Origin of the sequence: Bacteroides intestinalis, assembly GCF_003464595.1 — a bacterium.
Lineage (GTDB): Bacteria > Bacteroidota > Bacteroidia > Bacteroidales > Bacteroidaceae > Bacteroides > Bacteroides intestinalis_A.
Genome location: NZ_QRZF01000003.1, coordinates 406,894 through 430,510, shown reverse-complemented (window position 1 = coordinate 430,510; position 23,617 = coordinate 406,894). Strand labels below are relative to the sequence as shown.

The window sequence follows — 23,617 nt, the reverse complement described above, 5'->3', positions numbered from 1 at the left end:
TGAATGATGAATTGGGTGCGCTATTATACTGCATAGCAATTCATCATTCATTATTCACAATTTATAATTAAACAACGTGGAAATAAAAGCTAAATTCGATCATTTTAATATCAACGTCACCGATCTGGAACGTAGTATTGCTTTCTATGAAAAAGCATTGGGATTGAAAGAACATCACCGTAAAGAAGCCTCGAACGGCTCTTTCACGCTGGTTTACCTGACAGACAACAGTACTGGTTTCTTACTGGAACTGACTTGCCTGAAAGATCATCCGCAAGCTTATGAACTTGGAGAGAATGAAAGCCATCTATGCTTCCGCGTTGCCGGTGATTATGAAGCTATTCACCAATATCACAAAGACATGGGCTGGGTATGCTTTGAAAATACAGCTATGGGATTGTACTTCATCCATGACCCGGATGATTACTGGATAGAAGTACTTCCGGCAAAATAGAGTATAAAGTGATAGGGTGATAAGGTGATAAAGCGATGAGCATACATTCCCTTATCACCTTATCACTTTACCACCCTATCACTTTCTATTATTTATGACGATTCGCCCTTTTCTTTCGTATGTCCGCCTTCATCTTGGCAGCACCGGAACCATGTTTTCCAGTAATATACGATTTCTTCTTGGCTTTAGTCTTTAACTTTCCATCTTCCTTGGGCTTGTCTTTTTTTCCTTTAAAGACGATACCTCCCATTATTGCATCTTCTATACTCATATATTCGATTCTATTATTATATTATAAGCCTGGGGGACAAAGATAAGCATTTTCCAACACTTTTCTGACATCTATAGGATACAATCCTATTCATTATGCCAATGGGAAACAGACTGTGATACAGGCTTTCTCACTTTCAATCGTATAACTACCGTGGAAGATCTCAATGAACAGACGGTTGATATCATGCTGTATCTGGCGTAATCTATCCGGTGATGATGCAGACAACGGACTTCCGGTAACCACCAATTTAATCTCTTGCTCACCACCCGTTACGATCAGCTTACAATGAATAGTAACAGCATCTTTCGCCGTAAACATAGAGGTCATCAGTTTATGGAACCTGCTGCTGTCAATGCAGAGCATCAACGACTCCACATCGTGTTCAAAAGAAACCGTAGCGAGATTTCCCTCCTGCATACCCGCCATATAAACCGCATCCCGACAGAGTTGCACGACATCATACGACTGTACGTCAAAGCGCATCATTCCCGATTCCAGACGTGATAAATCAAGCACATTGTTTACCAGTGTTATCAGCCTTTCTGCATTCACAGTAATACTGGATGAATACTCTGTTCTCTGCTCAATAGAAAGCGTATCCCTTTCTACCGATAAGAGTTTGGAGAGATGGACAACACTATCCAGAGGCACCTTTATATCATCGACTATATTCTTTAAAAATATATCCTTCATGTGATTGGCTTTCCGGGCAAGTTCGCTTGCCGCACGCGTTTCGGCTTCGTCTTTCCTCAGCAAAGAGCGGAAATACAGGGTACGGACAGTAAATACCAATATTATAATAAAGAGTACCATAGCCGAAGCGAAAGTAAGCCATCTTACCTTATTCTCATTCTCCGCCTGCTTCATCAACTCCTTTTTGATCCTGTAGTTACTCTGTACAGTTTCAGTCTGTTGTTCCCGGAAATACTGTATAAGAGAATCTCCTATCTGGACTATCTCTTTATAAGCCTCCAGAGCATCTTCCTGTCTTCCGGCATCCCATAAGTATTGAGCTTTCGTCTTCCGGACATTCTGCTCATACCAAGGTTGCATACCTTTACTACGTTCCAACACTAAATCCAGTTCAGGGAAACAAGCATCCCAATCCTGAACCAGGTGGTAATAATCGGCCCATGAAAGATGATACTGAAAATAATAAGGCAGGAAAACGTTTTCAGTATAATGCTTCTTCGCTATCAAAAGATGAGATTTCAACTTAGGAATCTCCTTTATTTTCGCATAGAGCTGGCAGAAACGCAATTGGTTGTCCAATAAACGATCCCGGTACAAAGGATAGTTCGTAGGTTTGGCACCCGCAAGCTTTTCCAGTATCTCTTTCTCCTGATTTAAGATGATAACAGCATTTTCTTCGTCTTTCAGTCCGATATAACAACCACTCAATCCCCAATAGGTATCTAATTTCTCACGAGTGCTTATTGTAGGGCATTTCAATGCCTCTTTGTAGGCCTCAGCTCCTTCTGCATACTGTTCCGAGTACCCGTAAGCGGAACCTAAAGCAATATAAGAAGTACATATTCCTTTTTCATATCCCAACTCTTCAGCATCTGCTTTCATCTGTTTAGCCTGCAAAATGGCATATTCAATATTTCCTCTGGAACATTGTAAATCAAGTACTGCCTCCCAGGCGGAAAAGTAATATTCATAGGATTTCTGACGATAACAGCATTCTTTTAGAACTGCCAACCGCCGTTCCATTTCCTGCAAATCTCCACGATATTGCGAATAACGGAATGCCTCATGGCATAACATCAATTCAAGACGTCCGTTACCCAAAACTCTTGCTGCTTGCAGGGCCGAATCAGCAAGTTCAATGGACCAGTCTGCCCTGATGTTCTGTTGATACATGCTCTTCAGATACTCTACGCGCATCGTATCTGCCGGCATACTATGATATACGTTGAAGATGCTGTCGCGCAAAGTTTGCTCTTCAGAAGTCAGTCCGGCTGAAACATGCAGCACAGAACCTAATAATATCAGTAGAATATAGAATCTTCGCCTCATACTTCACTCCTTTCTCCCAAGGGATGGGTAAAGACGAAGCGTGCTCCATCCGTATATGAAGGGTCTATAGAAATATCACCGCCCAGACGTTTGATAATAAGCCGGCAGATAGATAATCCCAATCCGGTTCCCTGCGCTTTTTCGTCCAACTTCTCAAATCTTCCGAATAAACGGGAGTGAAGTTCCGGAGCAATACCGCAACCGGTATCTGTTACGGCAAAGCAGGCTTCTTCTCCTTTTCGTTCCAGGCTCAGGGTTATTTTGCCCTGCTTTGTGAACTTGGAAGCATTTACAATCAGGTTTATCAGGACTTGCTGTAAACGGGAAGAATCAGTATCTATCACCAACGAGTCTAAGTTCGAAGTAAACAAAATATCTGCTTGCGTATGCTTTATCTTTTCCATCGTCTGCACCACGTATTTGCATAAAGCAACGGCATCACAAGAAGCAAGGTGGAATTCCATGTGTTCAAGGTCTATACAGGAAATATCCACCACATCGTTAATTAGTTTCAACAATAAGTCTGAGTTCAGCCGGATAATATCATCACACTCCCGGATGGTATCATCATCAATGCCATCCATACTCAGAATGCTCGAAAATCCGGCAAGTGCATTCAATGGCGTTCTGACCTCATGACTCATATTGGAAAGGAAAAGGCTTTTATTCTTCACTGACTCCTCGGCCATGATTCTGGCCTCCTCCAGTTTCTTTCGGGAAATGGTGAGTCGTTTATTCTGCCGTCTGAAGAAAAAGAAACAGATTAAAACGACAGAGCTTAGAAGCAAAGCTATCCCGATGAAGTAAGAGAGCAGACGGTTGGCCTGTTCTTTATTCTTCAACTCAAGCTCGTCTATCTGGTAAGTAGCACGTAAGTCCTCAATTTCTTTGCCATAAACATGTTGGTAGATAGAATCATACTGATTGCTCAACTTTTGATAAGTTTGATAGGCTTCCTCATAATTCCCCTCTTCTGTTGCATGCTGTGCCTTTTGCCTCAATGAAATGCTGTCAGAGGCAGTTACGCTACAAGCGAATAGTCCCCAGAACAGTATCAAACCCAAAAGTTTTGTTTTCATTTACTTGAAATTACATAGTTTCAATAAGAAGTATATATACGATCCCCGTCATATGTACGCTACAAAGATAGCTTTTTTCTACTAATAGACTGCATTTTTCGTATCTTTGCCGACAACTTTTAAAGATTGAATAGAATGAACACTACGCTGCTTACTGCTGATAAAGACCCAATGGGTGCTGCTATTGCCGACTATAATAAACAACACAAGGCCGAACGGCTGCGTGTTTTTTCTTCACAATTCGATGAGGATGAAATTCCGGTAAAGGAATTGTTTCGTACAGAAAAGCAAATGCCTCTTTTGGAACGTACTGCACTGCAAATGGCTACGGGAAAGATTCTGGATGTAGGAGCCGGAAGCGGTTGCCATAGCCTTGCCTTGCAGGAAGCAGGCAAAGAGGTACATGCCATTGATATTTCGCCGCTTTCAGTAGAAGTAATGCAACAACGCGGCGTACGGCATGCCACATTGCTCAATCTGTTCGATGAGCATTTCCATGAGACATACGACACGATATTAATGTTGATGAACGGTTCGGGAATCATCGGCAAACTGGAAAATCTGCCTGCCTTCTTCAAAAGGATGAAGCAATTGCTACAACCCGGTGGCTGTATCTTTATGGACTCCAGCGACTTGCGCTATCTGTTTGAAGAAGAAGACGGAAGTTTTGTGATCGACCTGGCAGGCGACTATTATGGAGAAGTAGATTTCCAGATGCAATATAGGGATATCCTGGGAGAGTCATTCGACTGGCTTTACATTGATTTCCAGACACTCAGTCTTTATGCAGCCGAAAATGGTTTCCAAGCGGAGTTGGTAAAAGAAGGAAAGCACTACGATTATTTAGCCAAGTTGACCTTAAAATAAGGTCAACCCGGACTTTCTGATTATTATTTCTTTGACAACATTTCGTCTATCTTCTTCGTTAATGCAGCAAATTCCTCCTCATTGTACAGGCGGGTCAGCATTACGATGCGCCCATCTTTATCAATCAGTACATTGCGGGTAATTCCGGCATTGCGAAGCGCATATTTGGCAAAAATATCTGCACCCGGGTCTAAGCCCAAAGGATAAGTAACACCAGTCGATTTACCGAATGCAATCACTTTGTCCAACGGTTCATCACGGTCTATGCCGATAAGGGCAAATGCAGAATTATCTTTATGCTTCAACCAGATATCCTTTTCTATGAAAGGCATTTCTTTACGACATACACCACACCAACTGGCAGTGAACTGTAACATCACCACTTTTCCACGGAGTTCGGAAAGGGTAACTTTCTTACCGTCTGTCAAGGTAATGGTAAAGTTGGGAGCCATCTCCCCTACTCTTACAATGTAGCCGGTGCTATCGGCAACTACTTCCTGTGCTTTGCCCGATAAACTACAAAGGACAAACAGGATAAACATCAAACTCTTTACTACTTTCATCGATCTTATACTTTTAAGTTATTCTCAAAACGGGAACAATAACGGAAGTACAAAGATCATCACAATTCCCATAATTATCTGTAAAGGCAAACCAACTTTAACATAATCCATGAATGTATAACGTCCCGCAGGCATCACCAATGCGTTAGGCGGAGTAGAGAACGGAGAAGCAAAACACATGCTGGCAGCTACGGTTACGGCAAACAGGAATGGATATGGACTCAAATCCAACTGTATGGCGGCCTGGAGGGCAATCGGCGCCAGAAGTACAGCCGTAGCCGTATTACTGATAAACATTGTCATCAATGAAGTTGTGAAATAGATACCCGCCAACAATATATAAGGTCCGTAACTACCTAATCCGTTGACTAATGATTGAGATACCAAATTGGATGCTCCGGTCTTTTCCAATGCCAGTGACATGGGCATCATTGCGGCAATCAATACGATACTTTCCCAGTTAATGGTTTTATATGCTGCTTCTACATTCCGGAAACAGCCGGTTAGTACCATCAGCAGACCTGCAATCATTACTGCCGTTACCGGAGCAATAGGGATGAAGTCGAACATCATCATTACCACCATTCCCAACATGATAATGGCAGCAACAGGTGCTTTATGATTCAATGTTACTTTGGCAGCCTCAGCTAGCGGTTGTCCCAGTACTACCCAATCGGACGGATCTTCACTCAAACGCGCTATATTCTCCCATGTTCCCTGCACCAACAGCACATCTCCCGAATGCATCTTTTCATCCTTCAGATTCTGAAGAATATACTGACGTTTGCGTTGGATACCCAGAATATTCACACCATATTTCTCTCTGAAACCAGAATCCTTTACCGGCTTATTGACCAGATTAGAAGCAGGCATCAATACAATTTCGGCAATACCAATTTCTGTGAATTCAAGTTCATCACTCTTTGATTCTACAGTACCTTCCGCATCATGCGTATCCAGCAACTTCAATGTATTTTCTTCAGCAAAGCGCTCTACATTCGTAAAATCACCCAATACATACAAAATATCATTCTCCTGAATAATGGTATCAGCAGCAGCCATTTCCTGACTCATCGTCTTAAAGAAATGACGACGCGAAGAGGATGACTGACGGCGAACCTCCATTATACCCACATTATAACGCTGTGGAATACTCAGCTCCTGTATGGTCTTTCCGGTTAAAGGTGATCTACCCTCTACTCGTACCCGACACAAATTCTGAAACAATTGGTACTCTCCCGCCAATTCTTTCAGCGATTTGTTCTTTTTACCCTTACGATCCTTATCACCTTTCTTAGTCAGGAAAATCTTGCTCAATGGAATTAAAATTATCAATCCGACAGCTACACAAACCAAACCTACAGGAGTAAACGAGAAAAATGTAAGAGGTGTATATCCTGCAGAGGTTAATGCTTCCTGAATTACAAGGTTCGGCGGTGTACCGATAAGTGTCATCATACCTCCCATACTACTGGCAAACGCAAGAGGCATCAACAGGCGACTGACATTGATCTGCGTCCCCATAGCCATACTGACTACAATGGGAAGCATCAAAGCTACTGTTCCGGTATTGCTGACAAAAGCACCGATAAAAGCAGTTACCAATACAATAAGAACGAAAAGTTTCAACTCACTGTCACCAGCTAACTTCAGGATACGACTACTTATCATCTTTGCCAATCCCGTCTGAAAGATAGCACCGCCCACAACGAACAATCCTATCATCATTATAACAACGGAGTTAGAGAAGCCAGTCAATGCTTCTTCCGGGGTCAGAATGCCGAATATAATTAGTAACACCAAAGCACAAAGCGCGACTAAATCCGAACGCACTTTGCCACTCATAAAGAATATCGCAGAAAGAAATAAAATAATGAGAGTAATATACATATAGATATAAAATTTGTCTGTTATTAAACAATTCAATAGAGTCTTTTGTTCTAAAGCGTTGCAAATATCACAAAAATCAGTACAATAGACAATAGGGTGAATCCATTTTGAACTAAATAAGCGACAAAAATCTCACTAAATTATAAATAAAAGCTAGATTATTAACATTATATTTATAACTTTGAATCCGGGAATGCTATTATAAAATTACGTCTTTCATCAGTTAAATTCTATAACAATAATGGGAAACGACAACACTATTACAGGCATCTTCAATGGGACAGTCCATCTGGAATACCTACCATGTATTAATTATGCAATGATACACAACCATGTGCCCTCATGCAATTTCTGCGAACTCATGAACAGTGATGAAGCCGACTGGAATAACATCAAAGTATCCATAGACGGTGAACTTATTAAATACTCAGAAAGTATTCTTGAGATAATTCCACCTGGACAGAACATACAAATCAACAACCTGGAGATATCACCTGAAAGTGAAAAACTAATCGAACTCACAGAAGGCATTGATACTAGCTTTCATCTGACTATTACGATTTCCGGAGAAATAGCTCATCAGCAAACATTTCCCATCAAACTGATGGCATACGATCAGTGGACCGGTTCCAGGATCATGCCCGAACTCTTAGCGACATTTGTGACTCCCAATCACCCTATACTTTCAAGAATTAGTGTAAAAGCCTCACAATTCCTCGAAAAGTGGACCGGAAACTCTGCCCTAGACGAGTATCAGACACAGAACCCCAACCGAGTGCGTGCACAGGTAGCTGCTATTTATGAAGCTCTCCGGTCTGAGTCTTTAATATATTCTACGGTTCCGGCCAGCTTTGAAACTTCGGGGCAGCGTATCCGCTTGGTAGATAATGTACTCACCAGCAAGCTGGGTACATGTATAGACCTGACTTTACTCTATGCTTCCTGTCTGGAAGCAAATGGCATTCATCCTCTTTTAGTCTTGTTGAAAGGACATATATTGGTAGGCGCATGGCTTACAGAAGATATTTATCATCAAACCGTAGGCGATGATGCCTCCTTTCTACTCAAAGGAAGTGCAAATGGTATCAGCGACATTGTATTAGTAGAGACAACTGCACTGGCATCTTCACAAAACATTTCATTTGAAGAAGCCGCCGCAATGGCTCAGAGAGAACTCAAAGAAGAAAACAGGTTCGAGTTGTTTATCGATATATATAGATGCAGACTGGATAAAATCCGTCCATTGCCGCAACGCATAAACCATAACGGTGAATGGCAAATAGAAAACAGCGGAATAGAGCATGAGAATGTAACCCAAAGAATACACCAACTGGACCGGTATGAAATAAAACTCGAGGACAGTAAGGATGAAATAACCAAGCAGATTATTTGGGAAAGAAAACTGCTGGACTTTTCTCTACGTAATAATCTGATCAACATCCGACTTGGCAGAAGGGTTATACCATTCATATCTTTCGAAATTGACCATCTGGAAGATCATCTGCAAGCCGGAGAAAACTACCAGATATTACCCAGTCCCTCTAAAAGTAAAATAGAACCTGGTGAGACTGGTCTCTATGATTCTTCTTTATGGAAAGAGAATTTGGAAGAATTAGTAATCAGCGAGCTGAGAAACAAAAAACTTCGTTCTTATCTGACCGAAAGCGAACTTCAAAACTCACTCAAATTTGTATACCGTACATCGCGAACCGCCATCGAAGAAAATGGTGCCAATTCACTGTTCCTTGTTTTAGGAATCCTGAAGTGGTACGAGTCTCCTAAGAGTGTGAAACCACGCTTTGCTCCTATCTTACTGTTACCGGTAGACATTCTGCGTCGTGGAGGTTCAAGCGGATATATCATCCGCACCAGAGACGAAGAAATTATATTGAACATAACGCTCGTCGAACTATTGAAACAACAGTTCAGCGTTCATCTTTCCGGGTTGAATCCGTTGCCAAAAGATGATAGTGGCGTAGACGTGAAAAAGATATTCGCTACGATTCGTACCTGCATTCGTAATATGAAAGGTTGGGATGTAGTAGAAGAATCAATGTTGGGGCTATTCTCATTCAACAAGTTTGTCATGTGGAACGATATTCATACTAATGCAGACAAATTGAAAAAGAATGCCATTATAGCCAGTCTGATGGAAAATCGTATTCAATGGCAGGATACGACTCCGGAGATTGACGCCAGAGAAATAGACAAAAATCTTGAACCTCTCCATTTTGCCATTCCTGTCGATGTCGATTCTTCGCAGTTGGAAGCCGTTATTGAATCAGGAGAAGGAAAGAGCTTCATATTGCATGGCCCTCCGGGAACCGGTAAATCACAGACCATTACCAATATGATAGCCAATGCCCTGTACAAAGGAAAACGCGTGCTGTTTGTAGCAGAAAAGATGGCGGCACTTTCTGTAGTACAAAACCGTCTGACTAAGATAGGATTAGATCCGTTCTGTCTGGAACTACATTCTAATAAGGTCACTAAATCTCATTTTCTGGCTCAGCTTCAGAAGGCTATAGAAGTCATTCACATTCAGTCTCCAGCCGAGTTTGAAAGTACTTCAAAGCAATTATTCGAACGTAGAAAGAAATTAATCGATTATATGGAAGCGTTGCATCATCCCCATGCTTCCGGCTTTTCTCTTTATGATTGCATTACAAACTACTTATCGATACAGGGAGATGAATTGTCTATCGACTTTTCTCTGTTTCCCTCTATTACCAAAAATCAACTGACAGACTTTTGCGAAAAGATCCAGGAATTGGATACAGTTTTTCAGATAACAGGGCATCCGCAAGACCACCCATTAAAGGGACTGGAGCCATACGATACTTCCATAGAAAGTTCTCAGAAACTACAAGCCGGAATCAGGCGCTTTATAAATTTATTCACCTCGATTACCGCTAATAGAAAGTTGCTTTCAAATAGTCTGGGAATCTCGATACCTGATAATTGGGATGGAATCAACTGGATGGGCAAGATAAGTAACCAGCTTCTATCCATCCCATATCTGAATAAAACGTTATTGGAAATGGGTGGTAATACCGACTTGATAGAAGAATGGAAAGATATTGTCCTGTCCGGTCGTAAGCGAGATCAGTTACAAGCTGAACTGGGTAAAGACTATGCGCCCCAAATTCTGGAAGAAAATGCATTTGCCCTCCAACAAGAATGGAAAGCTATCGAATTGAAATGGTTCTTACCTAAATTCTTTGCCAAACGTTCTTATCTGAAAAAGCTCAGACTTTACAATATGAATTTGCAGGCAGCACAAATACCAAGCCTGTTAGAAAAGCTAAATGCTTATCAAAAGAATAATAAGATCATTCAGGAGCAATCTTCCGAATTATCATCTTCTTTCGGCTTCTTAGGAAGAAAGAAGAAAGAGAAATGGGATGATATTGATTCTATACTTAAGAATCTTCCGATGATTTACAACACTTTATCGGAATATGCAGCAATCATTCAACAGCCATTTGCAGAAGTTCTGAATCAATTTGCAAATAAAATTAGTACTGACTGGAACACATTCCAGCAGTCTAATGAAAATACATTCAGGCAATTAATCGATACATCCAACGAGTTGAATACGGTTCTCTATGAAATAAAAGGTTTATGCTACATACAACTGCCGGATAATAATCTTGAAATGAAACTACCGGTTCTTCTAAATAGTTGGTTAACTCACTTCAATAAGATTAAAGACTGGGGCCAATGGTGCATCCGTAAGAGAGAATTGGAGTCTCTGCATTTAACCGTAGTTATCAACTATATAACAGATAAACATAAAAGCGGATCGGAAGCTTCTGATGCGTATATGAAGGGCGTTTATCACCAATTAGCTCTAAAGACCGTTGATGCAGACGAAACTTTACGTCTTTTCAACGGGTTGCTATTTGAGGAAATGATCAGTAAATACAAACAACTGACTATAGATTTTCAGGAGTTGAGTAAAAAAGAACTATACTGTAGATTAGCAGCCAAAATACCATCACTGACAATGGAAGCCGCCTCCAGTTCCGAAATAGGAATTCTAAAAAGGAACATTTCAAATGGAGGACGCGGCACATCTATCCGGAGAATTATAGACCAGATACCAACTCTGTTGCCCAAGCTATGTCCATGCATGTTGATGAGTCCGATATCAGTGGCTCAGTATATCGATCTGGATGCAGAGAAGTTCGATCTTGTTATTTTCGACGAAGCATCACAGATGCCTACCAGCGAGGCAGTCGGTGCAATAGCCCGCGGCAACGCATTAGTCGTAGTAGGTGATCCCAAGCAAATGCCTCCGACAAGTTTCTTCTCCTCTTCACAAGTAGACGAGGAAGAAGCTGAATTTGACGATATGGAGAGCATTCTGGATGATTGCATCTCGTTATCCATTCCATCTCGCTACCTGACCTGGCACTATCGGAGCAAACACGAAAGTCTGATTGCTTTCAGTAATTCCCAGTATTACAATGGAAAGCTATATACTTTTCCTTCTGTGGATGACAGAGTTTCAAAAGTACGCTTAATTCAGGTAGATGGTACGTATGATAAAGGACGTACACGCAGCAATCATGCCGAAGCGGAAGCCATTGTGAAAGAAATACTGAACCGGCTACGTACACCTGAAGTTCCTGAAAAAAGCATAGGCGTCGTATCTTTCAGCCAAGTACAGCAAAACCTGATAGAAGATATGCTCATTGAGGAGCTGAACAAATATCCTGAATTGGAAGAAAAAGCTTTCCAAAGTAATGAACCTATTTTCATCAAGAATCTGGAGAATGTGCAAGGTGATGAACGGGATATTATTCTTTTCTCTATAGGATACGGTCCGGACAGGAATGGCAATGTATCTATGAATTTCGGACCATTGAATAATCAAGGTGGCGAACGTCGCCTGAATGTAGCCGTATCGCGTGCACGTTATGAAATGATTATCTTCTCAACCTTACGCTCCGAACAAATAGATTTGAAACGTACAAAGTCCAAAGGTGTGGAAGGCTTAAAGAGGTTCCTTGAATTTGCAGAACGCGGCACCTCACCTGTTCCGGCCATCCAACTACAGAACCTGCAACAAAGTAATCTTATTACTTTAATTGCACAGGAACTTACTCAGCGCGGTTATAAAGTAGACACTCTGGTAGGGCGGTCAAACTTTAAGGTGGATTTAGCGATTGTCAATCCATTGCAACCGGATACATATATTCTGGGGATATTGTGTGACGGCAGAAACTATTATGAAACCAAGACTACAAGGGACCGTGAAATAGTACAACCGAATGTTTTGCAGATGCTCCATTGGAATGTAATGCGTGTATGGTCCGTCGACTGGTTTGAACATAAGGAGAACGTCGTGGAGCGCATTATCAAAAAGCTGGAAGATTTAAAAAACACAAAAGTAGAAGAACAGCCTCCTCTTCCGATAGAGAATAATGTTCTGAAAACATTCAGTATAGAGAATGAGCCTGTTGTAGAGTTAGTGAACAATCGAGAAAGAGAGTATATATTTGCTGACTTGCCCGATATAGGCTACAGTACAGATATTGATACCGTAATGGCTTCCTCTTATCAGGTTAAAAAACAACTTCAACAAATAGTCAAGATTGAACAACCTATAACAAATACTCTGCTATATAAAAGGATATTACGAATTTGGAATCTAACAAGAGTTACCACCCGTTTACAGGTATTTATCGACAGTCTTCTTGAAGATGCATATAAAGACCCTTTATCGGGAGATACTATAATTTACTGGGAAGATGAAGAGAAAGCTAAAGACTGCGACTTTTACCGCATCAACTCCAAACGCGATATTCTGGATATTCCAATCCTAGAAGTAATGAGTGCTGCCCGCTATGCCATAGAGCAACAGATATCCATGCCGACTGAAGACCTGAAACGGCTGACTTCCCAACTTCTTGGTTTCAGTAGGAAAGGAACTAATCTAGATATGGTAACGGAACAGACTATACAATTGCTGATTGATAAAGGAATATTCAGCCACGCGAACGGAATGGTATCCATGAACAATTAAGATTCATGGATACTTTTTTCCGAAAGGGGAAACAGGATGAAAAAGAATGTCTACTTAATAGTCTTCGATAGTGGAATTTCCGAATATATCCTTTTTGATAATCTGCTTGTGCCCTTTATTGTCTTCAATAATGGTATTGCCAAAAATATCTTCTTTGATCGTTTTCTTATGGCCGTTATTGTCCTCGATAATAGTATTCCCTAAAATATCTTCTTTAATAGTTTTCTTATTACCATTATTGTTTTCAATAGTAATATTTCCTAAAATGTCTTTTTTGATTGTAATCTTATCGCCATTATTACCTTCAATAATAATATTTCCCAGAATATCTTCTTTTATAGTTTTCTTATGACCGTTATTGTCTTCGATAATAGTATTTCCCAGAATATCTTTTTTAATCGTAATCTTATTACCATTATTATCTTCAATAATCGTATTGCCTAAAATGTCTTTTTTGACTGTTTTCTTTTCTTGATTGACTATCGAATATTCGTAACTATCCTCGATAGAATTAACACTATAGCTCTTCGTTATATGGGGAGCTAAAACAAACTGAACTGTAAATAGGATACATAGAATCTTTTTCATGGCGTATTTCTTTTGGTTTGTAACAAAAGTAATATGGGAAAATGAGAACTAACTGGTGAATTCTATAATTATTGATAGGGAAAAACCTAAAATTAATACTTTTCATGTGCTACAATCGTATCGTTTTAGGCGGACTACAATCGGTCTACACTCGCACGATTTTCCACCCAAATGGCAGGGTAGCTAAGTTACTGAAGGTCAATAAACAACAAATGCCCCGAGTATTTCTACTCGGGGCATTTTGTTCGTTTTGAGGTTCCTGGCGGATTCGAACCGCCGTACACGGTTTTGCAGACCGCTGACTAAGCCACTCATCCAAGGAACCAGTCTTTTCTCATTTGCGGTTGCAAAGGTAGTACATTTTTTGAAAACTCCAACTATCCGCAGCAATTTTTCTTCTTTTCTTTTTTCGTCGCACTACACTCTGCACGCTTCTCATCCATCAATCGCTTTAAGTCACAACCGGTTACGCAATTTGCACATGGATTACCATTTTCTTTTGTCCGGCGGAAAAAAACATAAATTCCCCATCCGATCCGGACAATACACAACAGTAACAGGATTGCAACTACCCATTGTTGCCAATTCATCATACAAATAATCCTCCTATTCTATAAATGGCAAATGCCATTACCCACGCAAGCAGCGTGGTATACACTGCCGTAAATAATGCCCATTTCCAGCTACCGGATTCTTGCTTGATTGCTACAATCGTAGCTATACATGGGAAATAGATCAATACAAACACCATATAACAGAAAGCTACCAACGGTGTAATCGGAATACGTTCGGCAAGACTTACAGCATCCGCTTCAGCGTCATTCGTATAAAGCACACCCAATGTACTTACCACTAATTCCTTAGCACCCACACCTGAAAGTATACCGATACCAAGTTTCCAGTCAAAGCCCAAAGGTGCAATCACCGGCTCCATAGCCTTTCCTATCTGTCCGATGTAGGAATTCTCCTGCTGTTCGGCAACCGTTTCATACGCATCATGGTCAGGATAATATCCCAATGCCCATATTACGATGGAAGCTATCATTATAATACCTCCCATTTTACGAAGATATTGTGCACCCTTCTCCCACGTGTGACGGAAAATAGCTTTTGCTGTCGGTAAACGATAAGGCGGAAGCTCCATTACGAACGGAGTATCATCCCCCTTCACAAGGAAACGGCTGAATAAACGCGCCAGCAATACCGCCAACAAGATACCTATTGAATATATTAATAACAGTATCAAACTACCATTGTTCGGAAAAAATGCACCTACCAGCAACAAATAAATAGGCAGGCGGGCACTACATGACATCAACGGATTGACGAGCATGGTAATAAGTCGGCTTTTACGGTTCTCAATAGTGCGCGAAGCCATAATAGCAGGTACATTACATCCGAAACCCATAATCAGAGGAATGAAGGATTTACCATGCAACCCCATCTTATGCATAATCTTATCCATGATAAATGCAGCACGCGCCATATAACCGGAGTCTTCCATCAACGATATACAAAAATAAAGAATAAGAATGTTCGGCAGGAAGACAATCACACCACCAACACCACCTACAATACCATCTACCAATAGATCTTTCAAAGGTCCGTCCGCCATATTGGCATGTATAAAGTTACCGAGGGTTTCTACCAGCCATTCGATACCCATCATCGGGTATTCGCCAAGCACGAACGTCCCTTCGAACATGAGATACATGAACAGGAAGAAAATGGGGAATCCCCACACACGATGTGTTACAATGGAATCTATCACGCGTGTAGTATGCTCTTTATCCAAGTGATTATCCACAAAGGTTTCTTTCAGTGCACCGGATATAAAACCATATTTTGCATCGGTGATAGCCTGATCGCAATCCTCATTCAGCACGTCTCGGATACGGCGACTTTCCTGATCACGAACAGCTATGATTTCTTTGCCATTGGGTAAAGTTTTAGTCAGCGTTTCCAAATCCGGATCATTCTCCAGAAGTTTGATGGCAAGAAAGCGAGTGGAATACTTATGACGGATACCCTCATTCTCACTAATCACCCGTTTCACCTCTTCAATGCTACGTTCCAGTTCGGGACCGTGATTAATGTGAATATGACGATAGAATCCATGATGACGCACCTCTTCCTCTTTATGAGCCCCACCGGTATAGCCGGGCACATACTCGCGATGCCATTCGCGCAGGTCATTCAACACTTCGGTACGTACCTTGCCTTTCTGATCGAGGAAGTCGGCACCTTCGTAAATGCTGATGACAACATGAAAAAGATCTTCGATACCTTTGCCCGTACGTGAAACGGTAGGAACCATAGGGACACCAAAGAGTTCACTCAGTTTCATGTAATCCAGCGTGTTGCCACTGGCTTCCAATTCATCGTACATATTGAGAGCCATCACCATACGTACGTTCATGTCAATCAATTGGGTGGTGAGGTACAGATTACGTTCCAAATTAGATGAATCCACCACATTGATAACAATGTCCGGAGTTTCATCAATAATATGATGACGAACATACATTTCTTCAGGACTATATGCTGATAACGAATATGTACCCGGCAAATCGACTATACGGAAATGATAACCTTGGAAATTAAAATGACCTTCCTTAGCATCCACTGTAACGCCACTGTAGTTACCAACATGTTCGTGTGAACCGGAAGCAATATTAAACAGAGAAGTTTTTCCACAATTTGGATTACCCACTAATGCAACATTAATGGTGCGGCGTTTACCAAGGGCGATACGTTTCAGTTCTTCTTCACCCGGATAAATATCTTCACTCATTCCTGGATGATAGTCCGGTTTTGTCACTTGCTCTTTCGCCTCATGTTCGCTGAGTATTTCAATCATCCCTGCCTCCTGGCGACGCAAAGAAATTTCATACCCCATTACTTTGTATTTTATTGGGTCTTTCAGCGGGGCATTCAACAAAACCTCTACAGTCTTGCCTTTAATAAAGCCCATTTCTACAATTCGTTTGCGGAAACCGCCATGCCCCAGTACTTTAACGATTACACCTTTTTCTCCAGTTTTTAATTCGGATAAACGCATAGTCTTCTCTCTTTCTTTAATTTGGATGCAAAGATAAATGATTTGTATTTAGCCTACAAATTATTTAGATTGTTTTTAAATAAGGAGAAATATTCTCTATTCTCCACTTTGTTCCGAAGAATTAGAAAGAATTCAATCCGTTAATATTATCTTTGCACCATTATGAATAAAAAGAAAATAGCGCAATACATTGACCAGGAGAAGCTTTTCACACGAGAAGACAAAATACTGGTAACACTGAGTGGCGGAGCGGACTCAGTAGCTTTGTTGCGTCTACTTCTTGATATGGGGTACACCTGCGAGGCGGCACATTGCAATTTCCATCTGCGGGGAGATGAGTCGGTTCGAGATGAAATGTTTGTCCGCGAACTATGCTTGCAGCTGGAAGTTCCGTTACATGTCCAACATTTCCAAACTACGAAAGAAGCGGAAAAGCGCCACATATCCATTGAAATGGCAGCGCGGGAATTACGTTATGCTTGGTTTGAACAGCTCCGTCTACAACAAGGAGCCGACGTTATCGCCGTGGCCCATCATAAAGATGATAGTGTAGAAACTCTCCTGCTCAACCTTATCCGTGGAACAGGCATCAACGGACTATTGGGTATCCGTCCCAAAAACGGAAACATTGTCCGCCCTTTGTTATGCCTCGACCGGAAAGAAATAACCGGATACCTACAAGAAATCGGGCAACCTTACGTAACGGACAGCACCAACCTGCAAGATGAATATACACGCAACAAGATACGCCTCAACCTATTGCCCCTAATGCAGGAAATCAATCCCTCCGTAAAAGAAAGCCTTCTCCGCACCTCAGAACATCTGAATGATGCAGCTCTCTTATATAAGAAAGGTATAGAAGAAGGGAAGCAGAAAGTGCAAACCGAACAAGGTATCCTGATCAGTGCTTTGCTCCAAGAACCCGCACCGGAAACTTTATTATTTGAGATCTTATCTCCATTAGGATTTAACGGTGCACAAATCAAAGATATTTTCACCTCCCTGAACGGACAACCGGGAAAAATATTCCTTAGCAGAGAATGGCGTGTGATTAAAGACCGGGAGCTTCTGCTGATAGAACCGGTCTATTCAGAAGATGCTTCAACAGTCTTTTCTCCAGATAATCCTGCCCTACCCTTCCGTTTGACAATGGATGAATTAGAAGTCACAGATGATTTCATCATTCCCCGTGACCGAAATACTGCTTGCTTCGATGCAGACAAACTAAAACAACCTCTCACAGTCAGACACTGCCGACAAGGCGACACATTCGTTCCCTTTGGTATGACTGGGCGAAAAAAGGTTAGCGATTACCTTACTGATCGGAAATTCTCCCTTTCCCGCAAAGAACAACAATGGGTGCTTTGCAGTGGCTCCCATATCATTTGGCTGATAGGCGAACGTACTGATAATCGTTTCAGAATAGACGACCAAACACAGAAAGTTATTATTCTGAAGTTTATTCCTTATTAATTGCAACGAGTATCCTTTAGAAAGCGATATGACAACTTACTCCTTTTTCTTCTTTTGAGAAATAAGGAGAAATAAATATATTCTTATACCGCTTACGGAAGAAAGTCTTTGTAATAGTTGGATAAAGCCAATAAGCCGCCTGAGTACTCAGTATTCCGATTCCGGCTCCGGTAAGCACATCTGTCAGCCAATGACGATTGTTATACATACGAAAGAAGCCTGTACCGGCAGCTACTGCATACCCGGCAACACCTATCCATGGAGAAACGTCCCAATATTCCTTACGCAAAAACTCCGCACCCATAAAAGCGGTTGCAGTATGCCCCGACGGGAAGGAGTTACGGCTACTTCCATCAGGACGCTCTACACTGGCTGTCATTTTAAAAGTGTTTACCGTGATACCCATTAGCGCATAGGCAGTAGCAAGGATTATGGTACGATCCGTAAAGCTATGCCTTCCTTTTACACCACACAAATTCAAGCCATAAACAGCAAGCATCGGAGCATACTGCGAAAAATCATCAACCGTAAATTTACTGTCAATGTTTTCCCGTAGCTCGTCGCGTAACTCCCGGTTCTGATATTGCAGCCAATGGCTTTCCAACCCGATAATCCCCACTCCAATCAAAGTTGCAGGTAAAATGACCTGCCGGATGCGGAAACGGTATGGATTATTATCCATTACCCGAACCGTATCCATTTTGACAGAATCCTCCTGTGCTTGTCCGATTACTGCAAATGCACAAAGTACAAGCAATATAAGGATTTTACATACTCTCATCATATTCTAACTTCGCTGTGTGTTTTTTGCTCTTGTTTCCACCAAATGTATAAGAAACGCCGATATAGAAAATACGGGGATTACGGCGTTTTTCTACCTTCTGTTTCAATTCGGGTGTATCAAGCGTATACGACTTCCGATAGGTATCAAACAAATCGGTAACCGAAGCCAATACGGAAAGATTGATACTCGGAATATCATACTTCATACCCAGATTGATACAATAATCGGCATCCCTACGACCTTGCGGCACCAGTGTGGCAGAACGATAACGCGCATTGAGCTGCATCATATAATGTTTGAACGGCATGAAGTTGGCATTGAACAACGTGCTCCATGAGAAAGTATTCCTGTGTCGTGAAAAGCCCAACTTTTCTGCATTGATCTGATTGAAATATCCGTTTGCATTCCAGTTAAAAGAGAGCCAACGATTGATAGAATAACTCCAGATCAGCTCCAATCCTGCATTGTGACTCTGATCCAAATTCTCTTTAGTAGTCAGCAGTACGCCACCGTCTATGTAGCGTGATACTTCGGTAATCTGATTGGTAAGATAGCGATAATAGACTGTAGTCATCAACGATGCATTTGTATCATTGTGCCACAGCCATCCCGCCTCCACCGAATGTATCTTTTCCGGTTTCAAATCAGGATTACCCGCCGAAAGACTGAGTGGATTGATACGCTCGGCAAATGGATTCATATCACTACCTTCCGGACGGTTCACACGAAGGCTATAGCTTAGTTGGAGTTCATTGTGCTCATTCAGTTTGCGGGAGGCATGCAACGTAGGATAAATATTGGTATAGTGCTGCCTCGTGATGCTGTCAAGAGAATACAGATTGTTCCGGATATCAGCATATTCTCCACGCAGTCCGGCCATAAGACTCCACTCTCCCGGATTCATTTCTAAAGTAGCGAAGAGAGAATGAAGGGTGCGATGATGGGTAAAATCACTTGTGCGGTCAAAATCAGGAATGAAAGATGCTCCGTCCCAATTTTCCACATGGTAATTTTGTTCGGCACGAAGCGCTTCCAGTTCATAACCTGCCGAGAGTTTTGTCCGTTCCGACAAATGATGCTGCCAATGCACTTTTCCGATATGCAGATAATTGGCATCCCATACCCACTCATTATCTTTGGTGTCATTCTCCATTTGCATGGTAGAATATTCATTCTGTTCGTCTTCACTTTCGGAAGAATAAGTATAGTTCACGCTCCATTCATTTCCCTTTCCATAGGTGTGGGTGTAGAGAAAGTTTCCTTCCCACATATTCTCCCTGGCATCAGCCCTGCGATTGCGAAAATAAAAATCTTCCAAATGATGATTTATATCTTCCGTAACAGATTCTATACGCTCACTTCGCAGGAAATGACGGCGATTATAGCTTCCCGAAATTTCCATGACATCATGAGTCGAAAGGTTTGCTCCCATTCCAAGTCGTAATGTGTGCGACACGGGACGACCTGTGCCGAGAGTCGTCTGCTTAATGTATTCCGTGGGCGATGTACGATTGTCAAAAATACTACGGTCATAGCGATCTTGCCGGAAAGCATAACCGCCAAAGAAATTCACCCCATTGATGCCGTAATTCAAATTCACTCCGGCATTGTAACGGTCGTGGTTACCGGTATTCGCCGTCAAAGTGCCATTCAGCCCCGCCTTGCTCTCCTTTTTCAATACGATGTTGATAATACCGCTCACACCATCGGGTTTATACTCTGCCGAAGGATTAGTAATTACCTCGATACGTTCGATACTGTTTGCGGCAAGTTGATTCAGAGCATCAGTCCGTGTCCTGCCACTCATCAGTGCGGATGGTTTTCCATTAATGAGGATAGTCACATTCTCATTACCACGCAGGCTGACCGTACCTTCCAAATCCACCTCCACCGAAGGAATATTCTGCATCAAATCGCTTGCCGAGCCTGCCGAACTCATCAAATCCTGTCCGACATTAAATACCTTACGATCCAGTTTGGGCACAAAAGTGGATTTTCGCCCGGCTACCACCACCTCATTCAGCACCTGACCTTTATCGTCAATCCACAATACACCGACATCAACCGTCTGATTACCATTACCCACAGTGAACATTTCAGATTGTGTTTCACCATAACCGACATAACTACCCACCAGATAATAACGACCCGTTGGCACATCTTCCAGATGAAAGCATCCGGTAGAATCTGTCATAGCTCCCGTCACAAGTTTTTTTGTTGTTGCCTCGTACAAAGCTATCGTGGCAAACTCCACCGGTGCTTTATTCGTTTTACCACTTAAGATTCCTGTCACTTTACTGCCATTTCCTGCAGCGAATACAATCGTAATCCAACAAATGACCACGATGCCTAAAACAAATCTTTTCATACCTTTTCTTTCTTTTATCTCAAAATTCTGAGGCAAAAGTAAAAGGCAAATTAGAAGACATTTTGAATTTTATCGGGGAAGGCAATCTTTTTGAGGAGATTTTTTAGGATACGTCAACTGATTATCAAAAAGACGTTGACGGAATTTATTCATTTGGGGAGGGGTATAAATTAGATGGATACATTCAGTATACGACTGAACCCTATTCAGTATACGACTGAATGGCATTCACTATACGACTGAATTAGGTTCAGTATACGACTATTCCTTACGTATACATTAGTTGTAATAATATATATTGTTATTCGGATTTTGTTTTAGTTCATGGACTACACCGGCTTTGAAATAATTTCGCCAACAAATTACCTAAAATGTACTGTAAACACATGGCGATTCTTTTTGAAAGTGTATTCTACTCTCCAATTATGGTAGTCGCAAATGGCTTTTACAATAGAAAGTCCAAGTCCATTCCCAGACGTCTTTGCATCATCAGAACTGAAACGCTGAAAAAGTGTATGGGCATCGAGAGATACCCCATCCGCCGGATTACTGACCGTAAAACAGTTATCACAAAGCAAAAGTCTAATCTCTCCATCCATTGCAGCAGTATGGCGAATGGCATTGACAACAAGGTTATTCAGCAGGCAACTTAACAGAATTGTGTTCACATTGTGCACAGCATGGCACGTACGCTGGTCAAGAAATGAAATGTTCAAATCACTGTGCAGAACATTGTAAGTAGGCGTTGCCTCACGAATAAAGCTGCCTAAATCGACCTCCTCCATCTCTGTGTACTGTGAATTCTCTATTTTTGCCAAAAGCAGTAAATTGCGATTCAAATGTTCCATCCGGGTGTTGAGATCGTAAAGATCGGAAACAAGACTCATTGATCGCTCGTCCAGTTCTTCCTGCATCAACAAGTCCAGTTTGCTGCGAATAATAGATATAGGTGTTTGGAGTTCATGCGAAGCATTCTCGGTAAACTCTTTCTGTATACGATAAATCTCCTTATCTTTCTGCATCAGCTCTGCCAACGAATTGTTGAGCCGGGCAAATTCTTTTATTTCGGTTTTCTGAAACTGAGGCACTGCACTTTGCGCCAAGTTGAACTGTTCTGTCTTCTGCAACGTGTCATCAAACGGCAACCACAGGCGATGTGTAATGAAACGCATCATAATAAACAAAGCAAGGCTGAGAACCAGAAAAATAAGCAGGAACTGAAGCATCATTCCCACCATAATATCCCGTTCTAAGTCAATGTGTGGAATAGACGTCCCCAATTGCACCGCCTCGATAATGTCTATCATATCCTCCGCATAGAAATACTTGGTGAGCAGGAAAAACAAGGGAGTGGTCAGTATAAAGATTGCCACCGTACAGACAAGGAATTGCGATAGTGTTTTATTCAAAAGACTTTTCATGATTCTATAGCCCATTTATATCCGGTTCCATAATATGTTTTAATGCAATCTGCCATACCCACATCCGCCATTTTCGCTTTTAAGTTTTTGATGTGGGCATAGACGAAGTTAAAGTCATTCATCATATCCGCCATGTCCCCGCTAAGATGTTCGGCCAATGCGCTCTTAGAAACAACACGACGACGGTTTTCAATGAGGAATAACAGAAGTTCATATTCTGTTTTGGTCAAATCGAGTGTGACAGTTCCGACACTAACTACCTTACCAAGCAAATCAATACTTATCGGACCATTCTGTAAAGTGTTGCTGTTCGTAAAACATTTCCTCCTCAACAAAGCAAAAATACGCATACTCAATTCCGGCAGATGAAAAGGCTTGGCTAAATAATCGTCCGCACCGATCTTCAGTCCCGCCACTTTATCGTCTAAAGAATCCTTTGCCGACACAATGATGACTCCCGTCTGAGGCGATGTACTTTTTATTTTTCGCAGCACATCCAATCCATTTCCTCCGGGAAGCATTAAATCCAGCAAGATACAGTCATATTCGTAGAGTTCTACCTTCATGGCAGCCTCAGCAAAGGAAAAGGCTTGTTCGCACAGATAATCTTCCCGACACAGAAAGCTCACAATACTGTCGGACAATTCATGTTCATCCTCTACTATCAATAATTTCATAGTTCCTAATTTTAAATACAGACACAAATGTATCGGAGAATTCTGTAGAAATTCTGAATGAA

At 41.6% G+C, this 23,617-nt stretch carries 16 protein-coding genes and 1 tRNA gene; 4 read left to right on the top strand and 13 right to left on the bottom strand.

Going from position 1 to position 23,617, the window contains the following annotated elements; translation table 11 throughout:
* Window positions 1–76 precede the first annotated feature (76 nt).
* Window positions 77–454, top strand: a complete 378-nt coding sequence (locus DWW10_RS06350; RefSeq protein WP_022391359.1) for a VOC family protein — start codon at window positions 77–79, stop codon at window positions 452–454.
* An 88-nt stretch (window positions 455–542) separates the two neighbouring features.
* Here the strand turns inward: DWW10_RS06350 and DWW10_RS06345 are convergent, their stop codons facing one another.
* The 3 genes from DWW10_RS06345 to DWW10_RS06335 form a co-directional block, all read right to left on the bottom strand.
* Window positions 543–725, bottom strand: coding sequence for a hypothetical protein (locus DWW10_RS06345; protein WP_022391360.1), 183 nt, complete (start codon window positions 723–725; stop codon window positions 543–545).
* A gap of 93 nt (window positions 726–818) precedes the next feature.
* Window positions 819–2,750, bottom strand: a complete 1,932-nt coding sequence (locus DWW10_RS06340) for a tetratricopeptide repeat-containing sensor histidine kinase (protein WP_118420987.1) — start codon at window positions 2,748–2,750, stop codon at window positions 819–821.
* A complete protein-coding gene (locus tag DWW10_RS06335; RefSeq protein ID WP_118420986.1) occupies window positions 2,747–3,829 on the bottom strand; it encodes a sensor histidine kinase in 1,083 nt (360 codons plus the stop codon). Before DWW10_RS06335 ends, DWW10_RS06340 begins: the two co-directional genes overlap by 4 nt.
* A 135-nt stretch (window positions 3,830–3,964) precedes the next feature.
* Between DWW10_RS06335 and DWW10_RS06330 the strand changes: the two genes are divergently transcribed.
* Window positions 3,965–4,696 (top strand): class I SAM-dependent methyltransferase, encoded by a 732-nt coding sequence (locus DWW10_RS06330; RefSeq protein ID WP_022391588.1) that lies wholly within the window; start codon window positions 3,965–3,967, stop codon window positions 4,694–4,696.
* Between the two features lie 23 nt (window positions 4,697–4,719).
* Here the strand turns inward: DWW10_RS06330 and DWW10_RS06325 are convergent, their stop codons facing one another.
* Window positions 4,720–5,259, bottom strand: a complete 540-nt coding sequence (locus tag DWW10_RS06325; RefSeq protein ID WP_022391587.1) for a TlpA family protein disulfide reductase — start codon at window positions 5,257–5,259, stop codon at window positions 4,720–4,722.
* Between the two features lie 24 nt (window positions 5,260–5,283).
* Complete coding sequence (locus tag DWW10_RS06320; protein WP_118420985.1) at window positions 5,284–7,149, bottom strand: SLC13 family permease; 1,866 nt, start codon at window positions 7,147–7,149, stop codon at window positions 5,284–5,286.
* 241 nt (window positions 7,150–7,390) lie between these two features.
* Here DWW10_RS06320 and DWW10_RS06315 point away from each other — a divergent pair, with 241 nt between their 5' ends.
* Complete coding sequence (locus DWW10_RS06315) at window positions 7,391–13,183, top strand: DUF3320 domain-containing protein (RefSeq protein ID WP_022393745.1); 5,793 nt, start codon at window positions 7,391–7,393, stop codon at window positions 13,181–13,183.
* A 54-nt stretch (window positions 13,184–13,237) separates the two neighbouring features.
* Here DWW10_RS06315 and DWW10_RS06310 read toward each other — a convergent pair whose 3' ends face one another.
* The 4 genes from DWW10_RS06310 to feoB form a co-directional block, all read right to left on the bottom strand.
* Entirely contained in the window at window positions 13,238–13,771 is a 534-nt protein-coding gene (locus DWW10_RS06310; RefSeq protein ID WP_118420984.1) for a hypothetical protein, read from the bottom strand.
* 253 nt (window positions 13,772–14,024) lie between these two features.
* A tRNA-Cys gene (locus DWW10_RS06305) sits at window positions 14,025–14,096 on the bottom strand.
* A gap of 52 nt (window positions 14,097–14,148) precedes the next feature.
* Entirely contained in the window at window positions 14,149–14,364 is a 216-nt protein-coding gene (locus DWW10_RS06300) for a hypothetical protein (RefSeq protein ID WP_118420983.1), read from the bottom strand.
* Window positions 14,361–16,832, bottom strand: a complete 2,472-nt coding sequence (feoB, locus tag DWW10_RS06295; RefSeq protein ID WP_118420982.1) for a ferrous iron transport protein B — start codon at window positions 16,830–16,832, stop codon at window positions 14,361–14,363. Before feoB ends, DWW10_RS06300 begins: the two co-directional genes overlap by 4 nt.
* 162 nt (window positions 16,833–16,994) lie before the next feature.
* Between feoB and tilS the strand changes: the two genes are divergently transcribed.
* Window positions 16,995–18,305, top strand: a complete 1,311-nt coding sequence (gene tilS / locus DWW10_RS06290) for a tRNA lysidine(34) synthetase TilS (RefSeq protein WP_022393494.1) — start codon at window positions 16,995–16,997, stop codon at window positions 18,303–18,305.
* Between the two features lie 16 nt (window positions 18,306–18,321).
* Here the strand turns inward: tilS and DWW10_RS06285 are convergent, their stop codons facing one another.
* The 4 genes from DWW10_RS06285 to DWW10_RS06270 form a co-directional block, all read right to left on the bottom strand.
* The gene (locus tag DWW10_RS06285) at window positions 18,322–19,089 is read right to left on the bottom strand and encodes a phosphatase PAP2 family protein (protein ID WP_118420981.1); all 768 of its coding nucleotides are present in this window, start codon (window positions 19,087–19,089) and stop codon (window positions 18,322–18,324) included.
* The gene (locus DWW10_RS06280; protein ID WP_118421028.1) at window positions 19,073–21,457 is read right to left on the bottom strand and encodes a TonB-dependent receptor; all 2,385 of its coding nucleotides are present in this window, start codon (window positions 21,455–21,457) and stop codon (window positions 19,073–19,075) included. The genes DWW10_RS06285 and DWW10_RS06280 overlap by 17 nt, the downstream gene beginning before the upstream one ends.
* Before the next feature lie 362 nt (window positions 21,458–21,819).
* Window positions 21,820–22,878, bottom strand: a complete 1,059-nt coding sequence (locus DWW10_RS06275; protein ID WP_118421027.1) for a sensor histidine kinase — start codon at window positions 22,876–22,878, stop codon at window positions 21,820–21,822.
* Window positions 22,875–23,555, bottom strand: a complete 681-nt coding sequence (locus tag DWW10_RS06270) for a response regulator transcription factor (RefSeq protein WP_118420980.1) — start codon at window positions 23,553–23,555, stop codon at window positions 22,875–22,877. Before DWW10_RS06270 ends, DWW10_RS06275 begins: the two co-directional genes overlap by 4 nt.
* Window positions 23,556–23,617: the final 62 nt, after the last annotated feature.